Below are 15,383 nucleotides of genomic sequence, written 5' to 3' on the forward strand. Positions count from 1 at the left end.
CCGGTGGGACCTGTACGGAGGGCTCGACCGGCGGTGACGTTAGATTGAACCCGTGCTCTCTCGCCTCACGCGCCCCAAGGCCGTCGCTGTCTGCGCCCTCCCCGTCGTGGCTCTGCTCGCCACGGCGGCGTTCGCGCCGCTGCCGTTCTCCCTGGCGCAGCCCGGCCTGACGGCGAACGTCCTCGGCGAGAACAAGGGCGACCCGGTGATCACGATCACTGGCGCGCCCACCCGGGACACCAGCGGTCAGCTGCGGATGACGACGATCGAGGCCACCGGCCCGGACGCGGACGTCTCCCTCGGTGACGTGCTCAAGGGCTGGTTCGCCACCGACAAGGCCGTGATGCCCCGTGACTCGGTCTACCCGAGCGGCGGCAGCGTCAAGGAGATCGAGCAGCACAACGCGAACGAGATGAAGAAGTCCCAGGACACCGCCACCGAGGCGGCGCTCGGCTATCTGCACGAGAAGGGCGACGTCAAGGTCACGCTCAAGCTCGCCGACGTCGGCGGACCGAGCGCGGGACTGCTCTTCTCGCTCGGCATCGTCGACAAACTGGACGGCGACGGCAGCGGCGGCGACCTCACCGGCGGCCGCGTTGTCGCGGGGACGGGGACGATCGACGCCGACGGCAAGGTCGGTGCGGTCGGTGGCGTGGCCCTCAAGACCCAGGCGGCCCGCCGCGACGGCGCCACCGTGTTCCTGGTTCCGAAGGCGGAGTGCTCGGACGCGAAGTCGGAGCTGCCGAAGGGGCTCCGGCTGATCCCGGTCACCACTCTTCAGGGCGCGGTGAACGCGCTGGTGGCCCTGGAGAAGGGTAAGGGCTCGGTCCCGAGCTGCTAGGGCGAGTCCGCGGACACTAGAACGCGGCCGCCGCCTTCGGCGCGGAGGCCAGCCGGAGGCCGACCTCCACGAGGGTCCAGCCGACGCGGGCGCGCAGCCGGCGGGGGTTCCTGGTCTCGGCCGTGAGCCGGTACGCGTCCGCCTCGGCGCGCAGGTCGGCCGCACGCAGGTGGTGCAGCTGGAGATGGGTGTCCGGGTGCATCAGGGTGACCTCTCTTCGATGTGATCGTGCGAGCTGAGCGGTCGTGCGGGCCGAGCGGTCGTGCGGGCGGAGCGGTTGTGCGGGCCGAGCGGTCGTGCGAGTCGTGTCACGTGAGCGGGCCGGCTGTGAACCGGCCCGGTCAGTCGGAGGCCTGCGGGAACACGTGCGTGTGGAAGCGCACCTGCGCCGCCTCGGGGTCGTCCTCGGGGCGTTCGACGGCGCAGTAGCTGTCGAGCAGGTCGTGCATCTTCTGGATGAGTTCCCGGGACTGCGCCGGCGTCAGACGCATCGTGAAGTCGCTCATGTCGGTGGCGCGGGTCCAGCTCTCGGACCAGTCGTCGCGGGTGCCGAGCCAGGTCGACAGTTCACGGGCGTGGCTGGTGGCGACCTCGTGCAGGAACATGTCGGCCGCCCCGCGCACCGCCGGGTCCGGGTCCTTGAGCAGCTCCTCGTCGAAGCCCAGACCCTGGTCGGCGGCCTGCCACCAGCGCTCCCGCCCCTTGCCCCGCTCCGGCGCGTCCTCGACGAAGCCGTGCGCGGCGAGCTGCCGCAGGTGGTAGCTGGTGGCTCCGCTGGACTCGCCCAGCCGCTCGGCGAGCATCGACGCGGTGGCCGGTCCCTTCCGGCGCAGGGTGCTCAGCAGCTCCATGCGCAGGGGATGGGCGAGGCCGCGCAGTGAGCGGGCGTCGAGGCGGCGGTGCCGTGGGGGCTCGGGTGGCAGGGGTGGCTGCGGGGGTTCCGGGGGAAGCGGGGGCTGCTCCGTCATGCGTACAAAGATAGCGTTGCAAAGAACCCCTTGCAACGGTTTCTTTGCAACTACTTCTTTGGATCAGGGCCAGGCTCACCGGACACTCGCCGGACCACTCACCGGACCGGCGGCACCCGCACCCACCGGACCGATCCGATAGCCCTCGGCGGACCGACCGGCCGTCCTCCATGGACCGACCGGCAACCCTCCATGGACCGACCGGCCACCTTCCAGGGACCGGCCGCCCTCCAGGACTGATCGCCCTCCAGGGACTGGTCGCTCTCCACGGGCCGCGCTCGCCGCCGGATCAGTCCTGTGTCACGAAGCCCTCCGACGTCATCCAGTCCAGTGCCACCTCGTGCGGGTCCTGGCCCTGAACGTCCACCTTGGCGTTCAGCTCCTGCGCCACCGTGTTGTTCAGCCTCTTCGTCACCGGCTCGATGACCTCGGCGATCTGCGGATACTTCTTCAGGGCCTTGGAGTTGATCACGGGCGCCGCGTTGTAGTTGGGGAAGAACTTCTTGTCGTCCTGCATCACCTCCAGGTTCATCGACTTGATGCGCCCGTCGGTGGTGAACACCTCCCCGTACGTACAACTCCCCTTCGCCACCTGGGTGTAGATGATCCCGGTGTCCATCTGCGTGATGTTCTTCGCGGGGATGTCCATCCCGTACGCCTTCTCCATGCCCGGCAGTCCGTCGGCCCGGTTGGCGAACTCGCTCTCCACGCACAGGGTGACCGCGCTCGGGTCCGACTTCGACAGCGCGGCCACGTCGGACAGCGTCTTCGTGCCGTACTTCTTGAAGTTGGCCTGGTTCATGGCGAGCGCGTAGGTGTTGTTCAGGGTGGACGGCGGCAGCCAGGTGACCCCGTTCTTCGGGTCGGCGTCGTGCACGGCCTGCCACTGCTTCATCGGATCCGGGATCGGCTCGCTGTTGCCGAGGTAGGTGATCCACGCGGTGCCCGTGTACTCGTACATGGCGTCCGCGTCACCGTTCTTGACCGCCTCGCGGGCGCCGATCGACCCCTGGATGCCGGTGCGGTCGAGCACCTGGGCGCCGGCCGCCTGGAAGGCGACGCCCATGATCGCGCCGAGGATCAGCTGCTCGGTGAACTCCTTCGACGCCACCGTGAGGCTGGCCCCCTTGAGCGGCTCGCCCCGCCCGATCGTGCCGGGCTTGACGTCGTCGGTCATCGGGGAGCCGCTCGTCAGCCCGCACGCGGACGCCAGGACGAGGACGCCGGCCAGCGCCGCGTGGGCGCGGGTCCTCCTCATGTCCCCACCTCCAGCCCGCGCGGCCTCAACACCAGTTCCGCCAGCGACGCCAGCCAGTCGACAAGGAGCGCGAGCGCCACAGTGAGAATGGCGCCGAGGACCAGGACCGGCATGCGCTGGGTGGTGATGCCGGTGGTGATGAGGACGCCGAGGCCGCCGCCTCCGCCGAAGGTGGCGAGGGTCGCGGTGCCCACGTTCAGGACCAGCGCCGTACGGACGCCCGCGAGGATCAGCGGTACGGCCAGCGGCAGTTCGACACGGGTGAGCACGCCCAGCGGTGACATGCCGATGCCGCGCGCCGCCTCCAGCAGGGTCGGGTCGTTCGCCTTCAGACCGGCGATCGTGTTCGAGAGGACCGGCAGGATCGCGTAGATCGTGATGCCGATCAGGGCCGACTTCTCGCCGGTGCCCAGCCAGATCACGAGGAGGGCCAGCAGACCGATCGCCGGGGTCGCCTGCCCCATGTTGGCGATCGTCATCGCGATCGGGGTCAACTTCCGGAACGCCTTGCGGGTCAGCAGGATGCCCAGCGGGATCGCGATGATCAGCACGAAGAACGTGGAGATCAGCGTCAGCTGGATGTGCTGCCACAGGGCCTTGGACACCTGGCCGTTCGACAGGGCGTTCTTGGAGATCGCGTCGAGGTCCGCCTGCTGGAACCAGATCCAGGTGGCCAGCAGCAGAGCGATCAGCACGGCGGGCAGAAAGGTCAGCTTCTGCCAGCTGATCCGGCGCCTCGGGGGCGCGTGCGGCGGCGGAGCCTCCCGCTCGCCCTCGCCGTCACCGTCGCTGTCGTCGCGGAAGGGGACGCCCTTGACCTCATGCTCGCCCTCGGGGCGCCGGTCCGTCGGCGGCGTGCTCACGCCTTCGCCTCCCCGCCGTCGACACCCTCCTGCTCGAACTGGGTCTGGTGGGCGCGCGCCTCCTCCAGCTCGTGCTGGTGCTCCATGGCCTCCAGCCGGTCGGCCTCCAGGAGTTCGTGCACGGAGTTCATCAGGGTCTCCATGTCCACCACCCCGGTGTACTCGCCGCGCCGCCCGGTGACCGGGACCCGGCCCGAGTTGTCCGTGAGCACCGCCTCCAGGGCGTCCCGCAGGGTGGCGTCCCGCGTCACCGTGTCGTGCACCAGCGTGCCCGCCCGCGCCAGCGAGCCCTTGGCCCGCATCAGATCGCCGCGCCGCAGCCACTTGTAGGGGCGGCCCCGCTTGTCGAGGAGCAGGATCTCGTTCGTACCGCTGGAACGGAGCTTGCCGAAGATCTCCTGGAGCGGGTCGTCGACGGTGACCGTCGGACAGCCGGTGATCTCCACATCCCGTACGCGGCTGAGGTTGAGCCGCTTCAGTGCGGCGCCCGCGCCCACGAACCCCGACACGAAGTCGTCGGCCGGGTTGGTGAGGATCGCCTCCGGGGTGTCGAACTGCGCGATGTGCGAGTGCTCGCGCAGCACCGCGATCCGGTCGCCGAGCTTGATGGCCTCGTCGAAGTCGTGGGTGACGAAGACGATCGTCTTGTGCAGCTCGTGCTGGAGCCGGATCAGCTCGTCCTGGAGGTGGTCGCGGGTGATCGGGTCCACCGCTCCGAACGGCTCGTCCATGAGCAGGACGGGCGGGTCCGCGGCCAGCGCCCGCGCCACGCCCACGCGCTGCTGCTGACCACCGGAGAGCTGGCGCGGATAGCGGCCCTGGAACTCGCCGGGGTCCAGCCCGACCAGGTCCAGCATCTCCTCGACCCGCGCCTTGACCCGAGCCTTCGGCCAGCCGGTCATCTTCGGCACGAGCGCGATGTTCTGGGCGACCGTCATGTGCGGGAAGAGCCCGGACGACTGGATCGCGTACCCGACCTTGCGGCGCAGTTTCACCGGGTCCATGTCGGTGACGTCCTCGCCGCCGATGCGGATGCGGCCGCCGCTCGGCTCGATCAGGCGATTGATCATCTTCAGGGTGGTCGACTTGCCGCAGCCGGACGGGCCGACGAAGACGACCAGCTCGCCCGCCTTGATCTCCATGTTGACGCTGTCCACGGCGGCGTCGCGGCTGCCGGGGTAGCGCTTGGTGAGGTTCTCCAGCTCGATCGTGGCGCCCGTGGTGGACGACGCGCTCCCGGCCGCGGAGTCCTCGGGGCGCTCGGTGGTGTCGGCGGTCTCAGGCACGGATCCCCCTCGGAATGGTCAGCCGGCCGAGCAGGACGTACGCGGCGTCGAAGAGCAGCGCGAGGATGATGATCCCGACCGTGCCCGCGAGCACCTGGTTGAGCGCGTTCTTGCTGCCCAGCGAGCTGATGCCGCGGAAGATCTCGTTGCCGAGGCCGGGCCCGGAGGCGTAGGCCGCGATCGCCGCGATGCCCATCAGCATCTGGGTGGAGATCCGGATGCCGGTCAGGATCGGCGGCCAGGCCAGCGGCAGTTCGACGCGCACCAGCCGGGCCGTCCGCGACATACCGATCCCGGTGGCCGCGTCGACCAGCGAGGGATCGACGCCGCGCAGGCCGACGATCGAGTTGCGCACGATCGGCAGCAGCCCGTACAGCGTCAGGGCGATCACCGTCGGTGGAACGCCCAGGCCCACGATCGGGATCAGCAGACCGATCATGGCGAGCGAGGGAATGGTCAGAATGGCCGAGGTCGTCGTGGTGGCGAGGTTGCCGGCCCAGTCGCTGCGGTAGGTGACGATGCCGATCAGCACGCCGATGAGGGTCGCCACGACCATGCACTGGAAGACCGCGCTGGCGTGTTGGTAGGCGTCCGTGAGCAGCTGCTCGTGGCGGCTGCTCAGGTACTCCCAGAAGTTCACGCCACGTCACCCCGCTCATCGGTTCAGTGCTCGGTCGCCGCCTGTTCCACGAGCGGGATGATCCGCAGCGGAACCGGGTTCTCCATGACGATCGCCGTGGAGGCCCGGACGATGCCATCAAAACCGACAACCCGGTCGATCACACGCTGGAGATCGGCGTTCGAGCGGGCCACCAGCCGGCAGAGCATGTCCCCGCTGCCGGTGGTCGTGTGCAGCTCAAGGACCTCGGGCACGGTCGCCAAGTGGGCCCGTACGTCGGCGCCTTGCCCCTGCCTGATCTGGAGCGTGGCGAACGCCGTGACCGGATACCCGAGCGCCGTCGGGTCGACCTGCGGACCGAAGCCCCGGATGACTCCGTTCGACTGAAGACGGTCCAGCCGGGCCTGCACCGTTCCCCGCGCGACCCCGAGCCGCCGCGACATCTCCAGCACCCCGATGCGCGGCTCCTTCGCCAGCAGCACCAGCAGCCGCCCGTCCAGATGATCGATCGCCATGCGGACCTCCGAGATGGTCATCATGTACAGAAAGCCTGTCGCTACGCACTTCTCACTGCACACATTGTTCAGTCGACAGGCGAACTATTGCGCACCTTGCGGAACGGAGGGAGCCTGCGGCCATGACGCAGACCACACACCACACTCCCGACACCGCCCGGCAGGCCGACCCCTTCCCGGTCAAGGGAATGGACGCGGTCGTCTTCGCCGTCGGCAACGCCAAGCAGGCCGCGCACTACTACTCCACGGCCTTCGGCATGCGGCTCGTCGCCTACTCCGGACCGGAGAACGGCACCCGCGAGACGGCGTCGTACGTCCTCGAGAACGGCTCGGCGCGCTTCGTCCTCACCTCCGTGATCAAGCCCGCCACCACCTGGGGCCACTTCCTGGCCGAGCACGTGGCGGAGCACGGCGACGGCGTCGTCGACCTCGCCATCGAGGTCCCGGACGCGCGCGCCGCCTACGCCTACGCCGTCGAGCACGGCGCCACCTCGATCGCCGAGCCGTACGAGCTCAAGGACGAGAACGGCACGGTCGTCCTCGCCGCGATCGCCACGTACGGCAAGACCCGCCACACGCTCGTCGAGCGGACCGGCTACGACGGCCCCTACCTGCCCGGGTACGTGGCCGCCGTGCCGATCGTCGAGCCGCCCGCCCAGCGGACCTTCCAGGCCATCGACCACTGCGTCGGCAACGTCGAGCTCGGCCGGATGAACGAGTGGGTCGGCTTCTACAACAAGGTCATGGGCTTCACGAACATGAAGGAGTTCGTGGGCGACGACATCGCGACCGAGTACAGCGCGCTGATGTCGAAGGTCGTCGCGGACGGCACGCTCAAGGTCAAGTTCCCGATCAACGAGCCCGCCATCGCCAAGAAGAAGTCCCAGATCGACGAGTACCTGGAGTTCTACGGCGGCGCGGGTGTCCAGCACATCGCGCTGAACACGAACGACATCGTCCGGACCGTGCGGGCCATGCGCGCGGCCGGGGTCCAGTTCCTCGACACCCCCGACTCCTACTACGACACCCTCGGCGAGTGGGCCGGCGACACCCGCGTCCCCGTCGACACCCTGCGCGAGCTGAAGATCCTCGTCGACCGTGACGAGGACGGCTATCTGCTGCAGATCTTCACCAAGCCGGTCCAGGACCGTCCGACCGTCTTCTTCGAGATGATCGAGCGGCACGGCTCGATGGGCTTCGGCAAGGGCAACTTCAAGGCCCTGTTCGAGGCGATCGAGCGCGAGCAGGAGAAGCGCGGCAACCTGTGACCCCGTAGAACGGGCAAGTTCTGAGGGCCCGTTGGGCCTCATGTGTCCGGTGGACGCCCCGGTGGCGTCCCCCGGACACACCTGTTCCCGTGCCTACCGGCACACATGCCCGCGGGGGCGGCGGCACACGTGCCCCGGGGTCGGCGGCACGCACGCTCCCGGCTCGGTGATGCACGTGCCCCGGGGTCGGCGGCACGCACGCTCCCGGCTCGGTGATGCACGTGCTCCGGGGTCGGCGGCAAGCATGCTCCCGGCTCGGTGGCGCACGTGCCCCGGGGTCGGCGGCACGCGTGTCTCGGGGGCCGGCGGCACACGTGCTCCGGGGTCGGCGGCAAACGTGTCTCCAGGGCCGGAGACACGACGCTTGTGCCTACGTCCACCGCCCACGCGTGCTCCGGCGTTCACCGTGCCGCTGAGGGCCTCGAGGCGGGAGCCGACGGCCGCCCCGGCGCGGTCGACGGGGCCGCCGGGCCGGGAGAGCCGGACCCGGGCGACCCCGCCGTCCCGGGAGCCCCGGCCGCGCCCGTCGCCCCCGCCGATTCGTCGGACTCCCCGGACTCCCCGGACTCCCCGGACGGTCCGGACTCCTCGGACCCGTCCGACTCCTCCGACGGCTCCGGCAGGCCCGTGGCCGGTGGCTCGCCCAGGGCCGCCAGGGCCTCCCGGGCCGCGGGTGCCAGCAGCGGCGAGAAATGCGGATTGATCCGCAACGCCTCCGCGAGATGACGGCGGGCCGGCCCGGACCGCCTCAGATCCCGCTCGATCTGCCCCCGGTGATACGCGTACAGCGCGCTCCGCACCTCGCCCCCGTGTTCCTTGTCCATGGCCCGCTCGGCGAACTTCAGCGCCTCCGCGTCGTCCCCGGAGCGGTGCAGCGCCCAGCCCAGCGCGTCCGCCACCGCGATGCCGGGATGCCGCCGCCACTCCACGCGCAGCGTTCGCACCGCGGCCTGCGGATCGCCGTGGTCCGCCTCGAAGACCCCGAGGACCAGCTCGTCGTCCACACCCGCGCTGGCGTCACGCTGCACCAGCTCCCGCACCAGGTCGTACTGCTCGCGCGCGGCCCCGCCGAGCCCCACCTTCTCGTAGAGCTCGCCCAGCTCCAGCGCGTAACGCGGCGCGGGCCGCTTGGCGAGCGCCGCCCGGTACGCGCGCAGCGCCTCCGAGGTGCGCCCGAGCGCCGCCAGCGCGCGCCCCTGTCCGGCGAGCGCGCCGTGCTCGTCGGCGTCGGTGTTCACCGCGGCCCGGTAGTAGTCCAGCGACTCCTTCAGGTCGCCGCGTTCCCACGCGAGATCACCGGCCTGCTGGAGGAACACCGCCCGCTCGGAGGGGGTCGCCGCACCCGCCGCCGCGTCCGAGATCGCCGCCGCGGCGTCCTCACGCCGGCCGCGGTCCCGGAACACGCGCGACGCCACGGCCTGGGCCGCCGGTCCGGAACGCAGGCCGAGCAGCTTGTCGAGGGCCCTGCTCGTGGCCTTGTGGTCACCGAGCCCGGTGTACGCGTCGATGAGCGACGGATACGCCGTCCACCGCTTCGGCGCCAGCTTCACCGCCGCCTCGCCCCACTCCTTCGCGGCCCGGAAGTCACGCCGCGCGGCGGCCAGACCGGCGAGACCGTCCAGCGCCTCCGCGTTGGCCTTCGGCCGCACCCGCAGGGAGGTGCGCAGCGCCTTCTCGGCCCTCGGGTAGTACGCGGCCGCCGCCGTCCGCCGCGCCTGCTCCGTGTACGCGACGCCGAGCACCGCCCACGACCGGTCGTCGCGCGGATGGGCCCGCAGATGGCTCTCGTGGTCGTCGATGAGCGCCTCGAGATCGGGCAGCGCGGCCGGAACCCCGGAGCCCACCGCGGTCACCGCCCGGGCCACCGGACCCGGGGCGGGCCGCGCCGCCCCGTCCCGCCCCAGCGAGGGCAGCAGCACCAGCAGGCCGCCGAGCGCGGCGCAGCCGGCGACCGCGCCGATCAGCGCCCGCCGGGTGAGCGGGGAACGGCGCGGACCGGAGGGTTCCGGGGGCTGCGGGCCGACGGGCTCCGCGGGCCCGGACCCGGCGGGCACCGGCTGTCGCTGTTCGATCTCCATGCCGCTCACTGTGCGTCAATACGAAGACCGCACCCCGGCAGGCCAAGCCTCGCGCGGATGGGGTTCACACCGATGGCCCCGAGTGCGACGCTGTGATCATGAGCCGTATCGAAGCCCCGCGCGACGAAGCGACCGGCAACCTTCTCGACCGTCTGCGGAGCGGTCTGCCGGACGAGGCCGTCCTCACCGACCCGGACGTCACGGCCTCCTACGCCAACGACATGGCGAGTTTCTGCGAGGCGGGCACGCCCTCCGTGGTCGTCCTGCCGCGCACCGTCGAGCAGGTCCAGCACATCATGCGCGTCGCGACCGAACTGCGTGTCCCGGTCGTCCCGCAGGGCGCCCGCACCGGCCTGTCCGGAGCGGCCAACGCCTCCGACGGCTGCGTCGTGCTGTCCCTGGTGAAGATGGACCGCATCCTGGAGATCAATCCGGTCGACCGCATCGCCGTCGTCGAACCCGGCGTCATCAACGCCGCGCTCTCCCGCGCCGTGGGCGAACACGGCCTGTACTACCCGCCGGACCCCTCCAGCTGGGAGATGTGCACCATCGGCGGCAACATCGGCACGGCCTCCGGCGGCCTGTGCTGCGTGAAGTACGGGGTGACGGCCGAGTACGTCCTCGGCCTGGACGTCGTCCTCGCCGACGGGCGGCTGATGTCCACCGGGCGCCGCACCGCCAAGGGCGTCGCCGGATACGACCTCACCCGGCTCTTCGTGGGCTCCGAGGGCTCGCTCGGCATCGTCGTACGGGCGATCCTGGCGCTGCGGCCGCAGCCGCCCCAGCAGCTGGTCCTGGCAGCCGAGTTCGGGTCGGCGCGAGCCGCGTGCGACGCCGTCTGCCGGATCATGGAGGGCGGCCATGTACCGTCCCTCCTCGAGCTGATGGACCGTACGACCGTCAAGGCCGTCAACGACCTCGCGCACATGGGCCTCCCGGAGACCACCGAGGCGCTCCTGCTCGCCGCCTTCGACACCCACGACCCGGCAGCCGACCTCGCCGTGGTGGGCGCGCTCTGCGAGGCCGCGGGCGCGACACAGGTGGTCCCGGCCGAGGACGCGGCCGAGTCCGAACTCCTCCTCCAGGCACGCCGGTTGTCGCTCACCGCGCTCGAGGCGGTCAAGGGCACCACGATGATCGACGACGTGTGCGTGCCGCGCTCCCGGCTCGGCGACATGCTCGACGGCATCGAGCGCGTCGCCGAGAAGTACGCCCTGACCATCGGCGTCTGCGCGCACGCGGGCGACGGCAACACGCACCCCACCGTCTGCTTCGACGCGACCGACCCCGACGAGTCCCGCCGGGCCCGCGAGTCCTTCGACGAGATCATGGCCCTCGGCCTGGAACTCGGCGGCACGATCACCGGCGAGCACGGCGTGGGCGTGCTGAAGAAGGAATGGCTGGCCCGCGAGATCGGCCCGGTGGGCGTGGAGATGCAGCGGGCCATCAAGACGGCGTTCGACCCGCTGGGCATCCTGAACCCGGGCAAGCTGTTCTGAGACGCCAGGGCTACTCACCGTCCGCGGACTCGTCCGACGGCCACGGGTCGCGCAGCCACAGGTCGTCGGGCGACGGGGATCCCCCCTGATCGAGCGAGGGCGAGAGCTTCGGGGACGGCGCGAGCAGCTCGGCCAGGCCGGCGTCGATGCCGAGCCGATCGGCCTCGGAGCCCGGCGGGACCGCCCTGAGCGTGCGCTCCAGCCAGGCCGAGATCTGCGTGGCCGGCGCTTCGAGGAGCGCGTCGCCGTCCGGTGAGCTCAGCGCCATCAGGACGACGCCCCGCCCGGCGACCTTCGTCGGCCACACCCGCACATCGCCGTGGCCGCACGGCCGGAACACCCCCTCGACGAGCAGCTCACGGGCGAAGGTCCAGTTGACGGGATGGTCGGAGCCGATGTGGAAGGTGATGTGGACGGCGTACGGGTCCTCGGTGCGGTAGCTGAGGCGTGCCGCCACAGGGATGCTGCGCTCGGGCGACAGGACGAGCTTGAGCTCCAGCTCGCGTTCCACCACGGTGTGCATGTCGATGCGCTTCCTCTCGTCGTACGGGCTCCTGTGGGCGGGCCCGTACGAGTGGAGAGCGCCTCGCGGCGGAACCATTACGCGGGTTCGGAGAAATTTTTCGGACCCGTTCCGTCCCTCCTTCGGGCACACCGCGCACAGGCTCGGAAGCCCGCTCGCAAGAGGGGGCGGAAGCTTGCCCGAAAGGGGTGGGTACCGCGGGACCGGCCGTGACGCGTGCGCCGGTCTGATAGATGTGGACCCTCAATCAGACCCCCGAGCAGATACGGGACGACGGACATGAGCGCCCCAACCCCGGCCCCCGGTGACGACAAGCCCCGCGAAGGGTATTACCCGGACCCCTCCATTCCTGGATATGTCCGGTACTGGAACGGTGCCGCCTGGGTGCCGGGCACGAGCCGCCCGGCGCCCTCGGGCGGCGAGGCGCTCGCCCCGCCGGCCGGCGTGCGCTCCGCGCATGTGCCCGCTCCGGCGCCCTCCCCCGAGTTCTCGTCGGCGCTCGGACACGGAGGCACCCCCACGGCGGAGGAGACGGGCCCGCACTTCTTCGACGAGGACCCGCAGCCCCGCCGGGCCACCCCCGCCGAGGCGCAGCACGGCAGCCGGCCCGAGCCTGCCACCGCGTGGGGTGCCGACCGCTCCCAGCAGTCCGGCTTCGGCGGCGACCAGGACCGCCGGGTGTCCTGGGGCGCGCCGCAGGGATCCGACCCGCGCGTCGCGCGCGCGACGCAGCCCGCCGACGCGGTGAGCCGCCCCGACGGGGCGGCGGCGCGCACGGACGGTACGGCGACGATCCCGCCCGCCGACTCCGGCGGCCCCCGGCCCCCGGTGTCCGGAGGGCCCGTGGTCTTCCGCCGCCCCACGGGACCGGTGCCGCCCACGGGACCCGAGGGCGCGGCGGACGCGGGCGGTACGGAGGGTACGAGCGGTACGGGTGACGCGGGTTCAGGCGGAGCCGACGGTCTGAGCGGGGCCGGGACCGGGGTCGCCGCGGGCGCCGGGCAGCCCGGCGCCGGACACTCCACCGCCACGCCGGGCGCCCAGAACCCCGTCCCTTCCGGGGGCGCCCCCGATTTTGGTGCGCTCTCCCCGCGCACGGAGCAGCAGAGCGGGGCGCGCGGCGGGGGCACGGGTCCGGCGGCGGCTCCGCCGGGCGCACCCGCCCCGTCCGGTCCGTCGGCCGCGTCCGGTCCGTCCGTCGCGTCCGCCGCGTCGGCCGGAGGCGGCTTCGGAGCCGGGCAGGCGGCCCAGGCATCGGCAGCCCAGGCGCCGAGCGGCCCAGGCGCCGCAGCGGCCCAGGCGCCGGCGGCCCAGGCGGCCGCCGCGCAGGCCGCTCCCGCCCCCGCCGTCCCCCAGCAGTCCGGCGGTTCGACGCCCATGGCCTCCGGAGTCGGCGGCGGTCAGCCCTCCTGGGCGCAGCAGGTGCACCGGCTCGCGGGGGACCCGGCCGAGGAGGGGCAGCGGGTCACGCCGTGGAAGCCGCCCGTCGACGACGTGTTCCAGGCGGCCGCTCGCCGGCACTCGGCGGCCCGTCCGGCCGGCCTCGGCCGACGGCTGGCCGCCCGGCTGGTGGACACCGTCGTCCTCGCCGGTGTCACCGCGGTGGCCGCCGTGCCGCTGGGCACCAGGGCGGTCGACCATGTCAACGAGAAGATCGACGCGGCCGAACTGTCGGGCGAGAAGGTCACCGTCTGGCTGCTCGACGGAACGACCGCCACCTGCTTCGGCATCATCCTCGCCGTACTGCTCCTCTTCGGCGTCCTCTACGACGTCCTGCCCACCGCCAAGTGGGGCCGCACCCTGGGCAAGAAGCTGTGCGGCGTCGAGGTGCGCGACATAGAGGGTCACGAACCGCCGGCCTTCGGACGGGCCCTGGGCCGCTGGCTCGTCTACAGCGTCCCGGGTCTCCTGCTCGTCGGAGTCGTCGGTGTCCTGTGGTGCCTGTTCGACAGGCCCTGGCGTCAGTGCTGGCACGACAAGGCGGCCCACACCTTCGTGGCGGCCTCGGAACGGTGATCCCGTCCCCCGGACGGCCCTTCGCCGGATGCGGATCCGGAGGGTTCGCGGTCGACTCGGGCCATGAGCAGCGAACCGCCGCCCCCGGGCCCCGGCCAGCCACCGGACGACGACCCGTTCAAGAAGCAGCCCCCGCCCGCCGAGGGCGGGGGTTCCCCGTACGACCCGCCGCCTCCCGGCGGTCAGACCCCTCCCTACGGCAGTCAGCCGCCCCCGTTCGAGGGGCAGCCGCCCCCGTCCGGAGGCGGCGGCCCCTACGGAGGGGGCGGTGACCCCTACGGCGGTGGCGGCCCGTACGGCGGCGATCCGCTCGCCGGGATGCCGCCGCTCGCGGAGAGCGGGAAGCGGGTGCTGGCGAGGATCCTGGACATGATCCTGGTGCTCATCGTGGTGTGGCTGCTGTCCTGGGCGTTCGGGGTCACCGAGTACAACGTGGACTCGGACAAGATCGAGTACGGCAAGTCGTTCGGGCAGTCCCTGGTGGCCGCCGTCTGCTTCGTCGCCTACGACACCGTGATGATCAGCAAGTCGGGCCAGACCCTCGGCAAGAGGCTGTTCAACCACCGGGTCGCCAACCTCGACAACGGCTCGACCCCCTCCGTGCAGACCTCCCTGGTCCGGGCCCTGGTCCTGTGGATCCCGTTCGCGTTCTGCTGCGCCTGCATCTGGACGGCGATCGCGGGCGGCTGGAGCTTCTTCGACAAGCCCTACAAGCAGGGCCTGCACGACAAGGCGGCCAAGACGGTGGTGGTCGACTCCAGAGCATGACCGGCCGGGCGGCGACGGCGCACGGACGAACGGCGGGCCCGCGATGCGCGGGCCCGCCGTTCGTGCACGAGGTCGGAGCGTTGCGTGCGCCGGGGCCGCGGCGTCCTGGGTGCCGGGAGTCCACCGGTCCCGAAGGGCACCGCGGCCCGCAGGTCGCGTCGCGGCTTCAGGGACCCGCGGGTTCGCGTACCGGCTCGGGTGCGGAGGAGGCGGAGACGGACGCGGTCTCGAACTGCACCGGTACCCGCTCGCGGACGAGGGGAGCGGCGGCGGACGGTGCGGGCTTCGGCAGCGGGACCGTCATGGCCACGAGCAGTCCGAGCGCGAGCGCCGAGAGGGTGATCAGCACGATCCCCAGGCTCGAACTCGTCTGTGACAGCAGCAGCATGGCGAGGGTGGAGAAGATCACGGTGCAGGAACCGTAGGCGAGCTGTGCGGCGGTCGGACGAGGCATGGCAATCGTGTCCTCGGATGGGGGTTCTCCCCCCGGGGCCTCTCGCGATGGGGGAGGGTGCGGATAGAAATCGGGGGTGAGACAACGGTGTCGACTTGGCTTTTCGCCGACTTCCGACGCTTCGCCCAATCGACTCTATTCGCCTGCATGCCCGAGTGGAACGACCGGTAAGCGTGACCTTACCCACGGTGCCGGTGCACAGGGGGCGCACGGAGTCATCACGTCCACCAAGTGGACATTCGGGCGCGCCCGTTGAGGGGTTTCGGGGGCGTCCGGATAGCGAACGGAGGCTCCGCATAATGCACTTGCCAGGTTCAAGTCAAGATCTGTTTTTTCTTTGGTAACTCCGGTCAACTGTCGTCACTTGAATCGCGATAGCGCGCGCGGACCTCCATGACCCGGAACCCCCTCCGCGTGAACGCACGCG

Annotated in this window: 15 protein-coding genes; 5 read left to right on the plus strand and 10 right to left on the minus strand. The window is 71.4% G+C overall.

Annotated features, from left to right (window positions below):
* The first annotated feature begins 52 nt into the window (after positions 1-52).
* Positions 53-841, plus strand: coding sequence for a S16 family serine protease (locus OOK38_RS17825; protein WP_266759268.1), 789 nt, complete (start codon positions 53-55; stop codon positions 839-841).
* A 16-nt stretch (positions 842-857) separates the two neighbouring features.
* Here OOK38_RS17825 and OOK38_RS17830 read toward each other — a convergent pair whose 3' ends face one another.
* From OOK38_RS17830 to OOK38_RS17860, 7 genes are all read right to left on the minus strand, one after another.
* Positions 858-1,043: a hypothetical protein gene (locus OOK38_RS17830; RefSeq protein WP_266759267.1), complete on the minus strand. Its 186-nt coding sequence runs from the start codon at positions 1,041-1,043 to the stop codon at positions 858-860.
* A gap of 139 nt (positions 1,044-1,182) precedes the next feature.
* Complete coding sequence (locus OOK38_RS17835) at positions 1,183-1,809, minus strand: transcriptional regulator (protein WP_266759265.1); 627 nt, start codon at positions 1,807-1,809, stop codon at positions 1,183-1,185.
* A 289-nt stretch (positions 1,810-2,098) separates the two neighbouring features.
* A complete protein-coding gene (locus OOK38_RS17840) occupies positions 2,099-3,067 on the minus strand; it encodes a glycine betaine ABC transporter substrate-binding protein (RefSeq protein WP_266759263.1) in 969 nt (322 codons plus the stop codon).
* Positions 3,064-3,930, minus strand: a complete 867-nt coding sequence (locus OOK38_RS17845; protein ID WP_266759261.1) for an ABC transporter permease — start codon at positions 3,928-3,930, stop codon at positions 3,064-3,066. The genes OOK38_RS17840 and OOK38_RS17845 overlap by 4 nt, the downstream gene beginning before the upstream one ends.
* The gene (locus OOK38_RS17850; RefSeq protein WP_266765706.1) at positions 3,927-5,138 is read right to left on the minus strand and encodes a betaine/proline/choline family ABC transporter ATP-binding protein; all 1,212 of its coding nucleotides are present in this window, start codon (positions 5,136-5,138) and stop codon (positions 3,927-3,929) included. Before OOK38_RS17850 ends, OOK38_RS17845 begins: the two co-directional genes overlap by 4 nt.
* A 70-nt stretch (positions 5,139-5,208) precedes the next feature.
* Positions 5,209-5,856, minus strand: a complete 648-nt coding sequence (locus tag OOK38_RS17855; protein WP_266759259.1) for an ABC transporter permease — start codon at positions 5,854-5,856, stop codon at positions 5,209-5,211.
* A 23-nt stretch (positions 5,857-5,879) separates the two neighbouring features.
* Positions 5,880-6,350, minus strand: a complete 471-nt coding sequence (locus tag OOK38_RS17860; RefSeq protein ID WP_266765705.1) for an Lrp/AsnC family transcriptional regulator — start codon at positions 6,348-6,350, stop codon at positions 5,880-5,882.
* A 122-nt stretch (positions 6,351-6,472) separates the two neighbouring features.
* Here OOK38_RS17860 and hppD point away from each other — a divergent pair, with 122 nt between their 5' ends.
* Positions 6,473-7,618, plus strand: coding sequence for a 4-hydroxyphenylpyruvate dioxygenase (hppD, locus tag OOK38_RS17865; protein WP_266848582.1), 1,146 nt, complete (start codon positions 6,473-6,475; stop codon positions 7,616-7,618).
* A gap of 401 nt (positions 7,619-8,019) precedes the next feature.
* Here the strand turns inward: hppD and OOK38_RS17870 are convergent, their stop codons facing one another.
* Entirely contained in the window at positions 8,020-9,696 is a 1,677-nt protein-coding gene (locus tag OOK38_RS17870; RefSeq protein ID WP_266848584.1) for a lipopolysaccharide assembly protein LapB, read from the minus strand.
* A 92-nt stretch (positions 9,697-9,788) separates the two neighbouring features.
* Between OOK38_RS17870 and OOK38_RS17875 the strand changes: the two genes are divergently transcribed.
* Complete coding sequence (locus tag OOK38_RS17875; RefSeq protein WP_266759253.1) at positions 9,789-11,195, plus strand: FAD-binding oxidoreductase; 1,407 nt, start codon at positions 9,789-9,791, stop codon at positions 11,193-11,195.
* A 10-nt stretch (positions 11,196-11,205) separates the two neighbouring features.
* Here the strand turns inward: OOK38_RS17875 and OOK38_RS17880 are convergent, their stop codons facing one another.
* Complete coding sequence (locus OOK38_RS17880; RefSeq protein WP_266759251.1) at positions 11,206-11,718, minus strand: SsgA family sporulation/cell division regulator; 513 nt, start codon at positions 11,716-11,718, stop codon at positions 11,206-11,208.
* Between the two features lie 279 nt (positions 11,719-11,997).
* On the opposite strand from OOK38_RS17880, the gene OOK38_RS17885 reads away from it, so the two are divergent.
* Together OOK38_RS17885 and OOK38_RS17890 are read left to right on the plus strand one after the other, a co-directional pair.
* Positions 11,998-13,734 (plus strand): RDD family protein, encoded by a 1,737-nt coding sequence (locus tag OOK38_RS17885; protein WP_266848586.1) that lies wholly within the window; start codon positions 11,998-12,000, stop codon positions 13,732-13,734.
* 63 nt (positions 13,735-13,797) lie between these two features.
* Positions 13,798-14,502: an RDD family protein gene (locus OOK38_RS17890; protein ID WP_266759247.1), complete on the plus strand. Its 705-nt coding sequence runs from the start codon at positions 13,798-13,800 to the stop codon at positions 14,500-14,502.
* Between the two features lie 166 nt (positions 14,503-14,668).
* On the opposite strand, the gene OOK38_RS17895 is transcribed toward OOK38_RS17890, so the two are convergent.
* Positions 14,669-14,956 carry a hypothetical protein gene (locus tag OOK38_RS17895; RefSeq protein WP_266848588.1) on the minus strand — a complete coding sequence of 96 codons (288 nt, stop codon included), beginning with the start codon at positions 14,954-14,956 and terminating at the stop codon, positions 14,669-14,671.
* Positions 14,957-15,383: the final 427 nt, after the last annotated feature.

Origin of the sequence: Streptomyces sp. NBC_00568, from assembly GCF_026341855.1 — a bacterium.
Classification (GTDB): domain Bacteria; phylum Actinomycetota; class Actinomycetes; order Streptomycetales; family Streptomycetaceae; genus Streptomyces.

Coding starts and splice junctions, on each gene's coding strand:
- OOK38_RS17830 (WP_266759267.1), bottom strand. CDS start 1,043: ATGCACCCGGACACCCATCTCCAGCTGCACCACCTGCGTGCGGCCGAC.
- OOK38_RS17835 (WP_266759265.1), bottom strand. CDS start 1,809: ATGACGGAGCAGCCCCCGCTTCCCCCGGAACCCCCGCAGCCACCCCTG.
- OOK38_RS17840 (WP_266759263.1), bottom strand. CDS start 3,067: ATGAGGAGGACCCGCGCCCACGCGGCGCTGGCCGGCGTCCTCGTCCTG.
- OOK38_RS17860 (WP_266765705.1), bottom strand. CDS start 6,350: ATGGCGATCGATCATCTGGACGGGCGGCTGCTGGTGCTGCTGGCGAAG.
- hppD (WP_266848582.1), top strand. CDS start 6,473: ATGACGCAGACCACACACCACACTCCCGACACCGCCCGGCAGGCCGAC.
- OOK38_RS17870 (WP_266848584.1), bottom strand. CDS start 9,696: ATGGAGATCGAACAGCGACAGCCGGTGCCCGCCGGGTCCGGGCCCGCG.
- OOK38_RS17880 (WP_266759251.1), bottom strand. CDS start 11,718: ATGCACACCGTGGTGGAACGCGAGCTGGAGCTCAAGCTCGTCCTGTCG.
- OOK38_RS17885 (WP_266848586.1), top strand. CDS start 11,998: ATGAGCGCCCCAACCCCGGCCCCCGGTGACGACAAGCCCCGCGAAGGG.
- OOK38_RS17890 (WP_266759247.1), top strand. CDS start 13,798: ATGAGCAGCGAACCGCCGCCCCCGGGCCCCGGCCAGCCACCGGACGAC.
- OOK38_RS17895 (WP_266848588.1), bottom strand. CDS start 14,956: ATGCCTCGTCCGACCGCCGCACAGCTCGCCTACGGTTCCTGCACCGTG.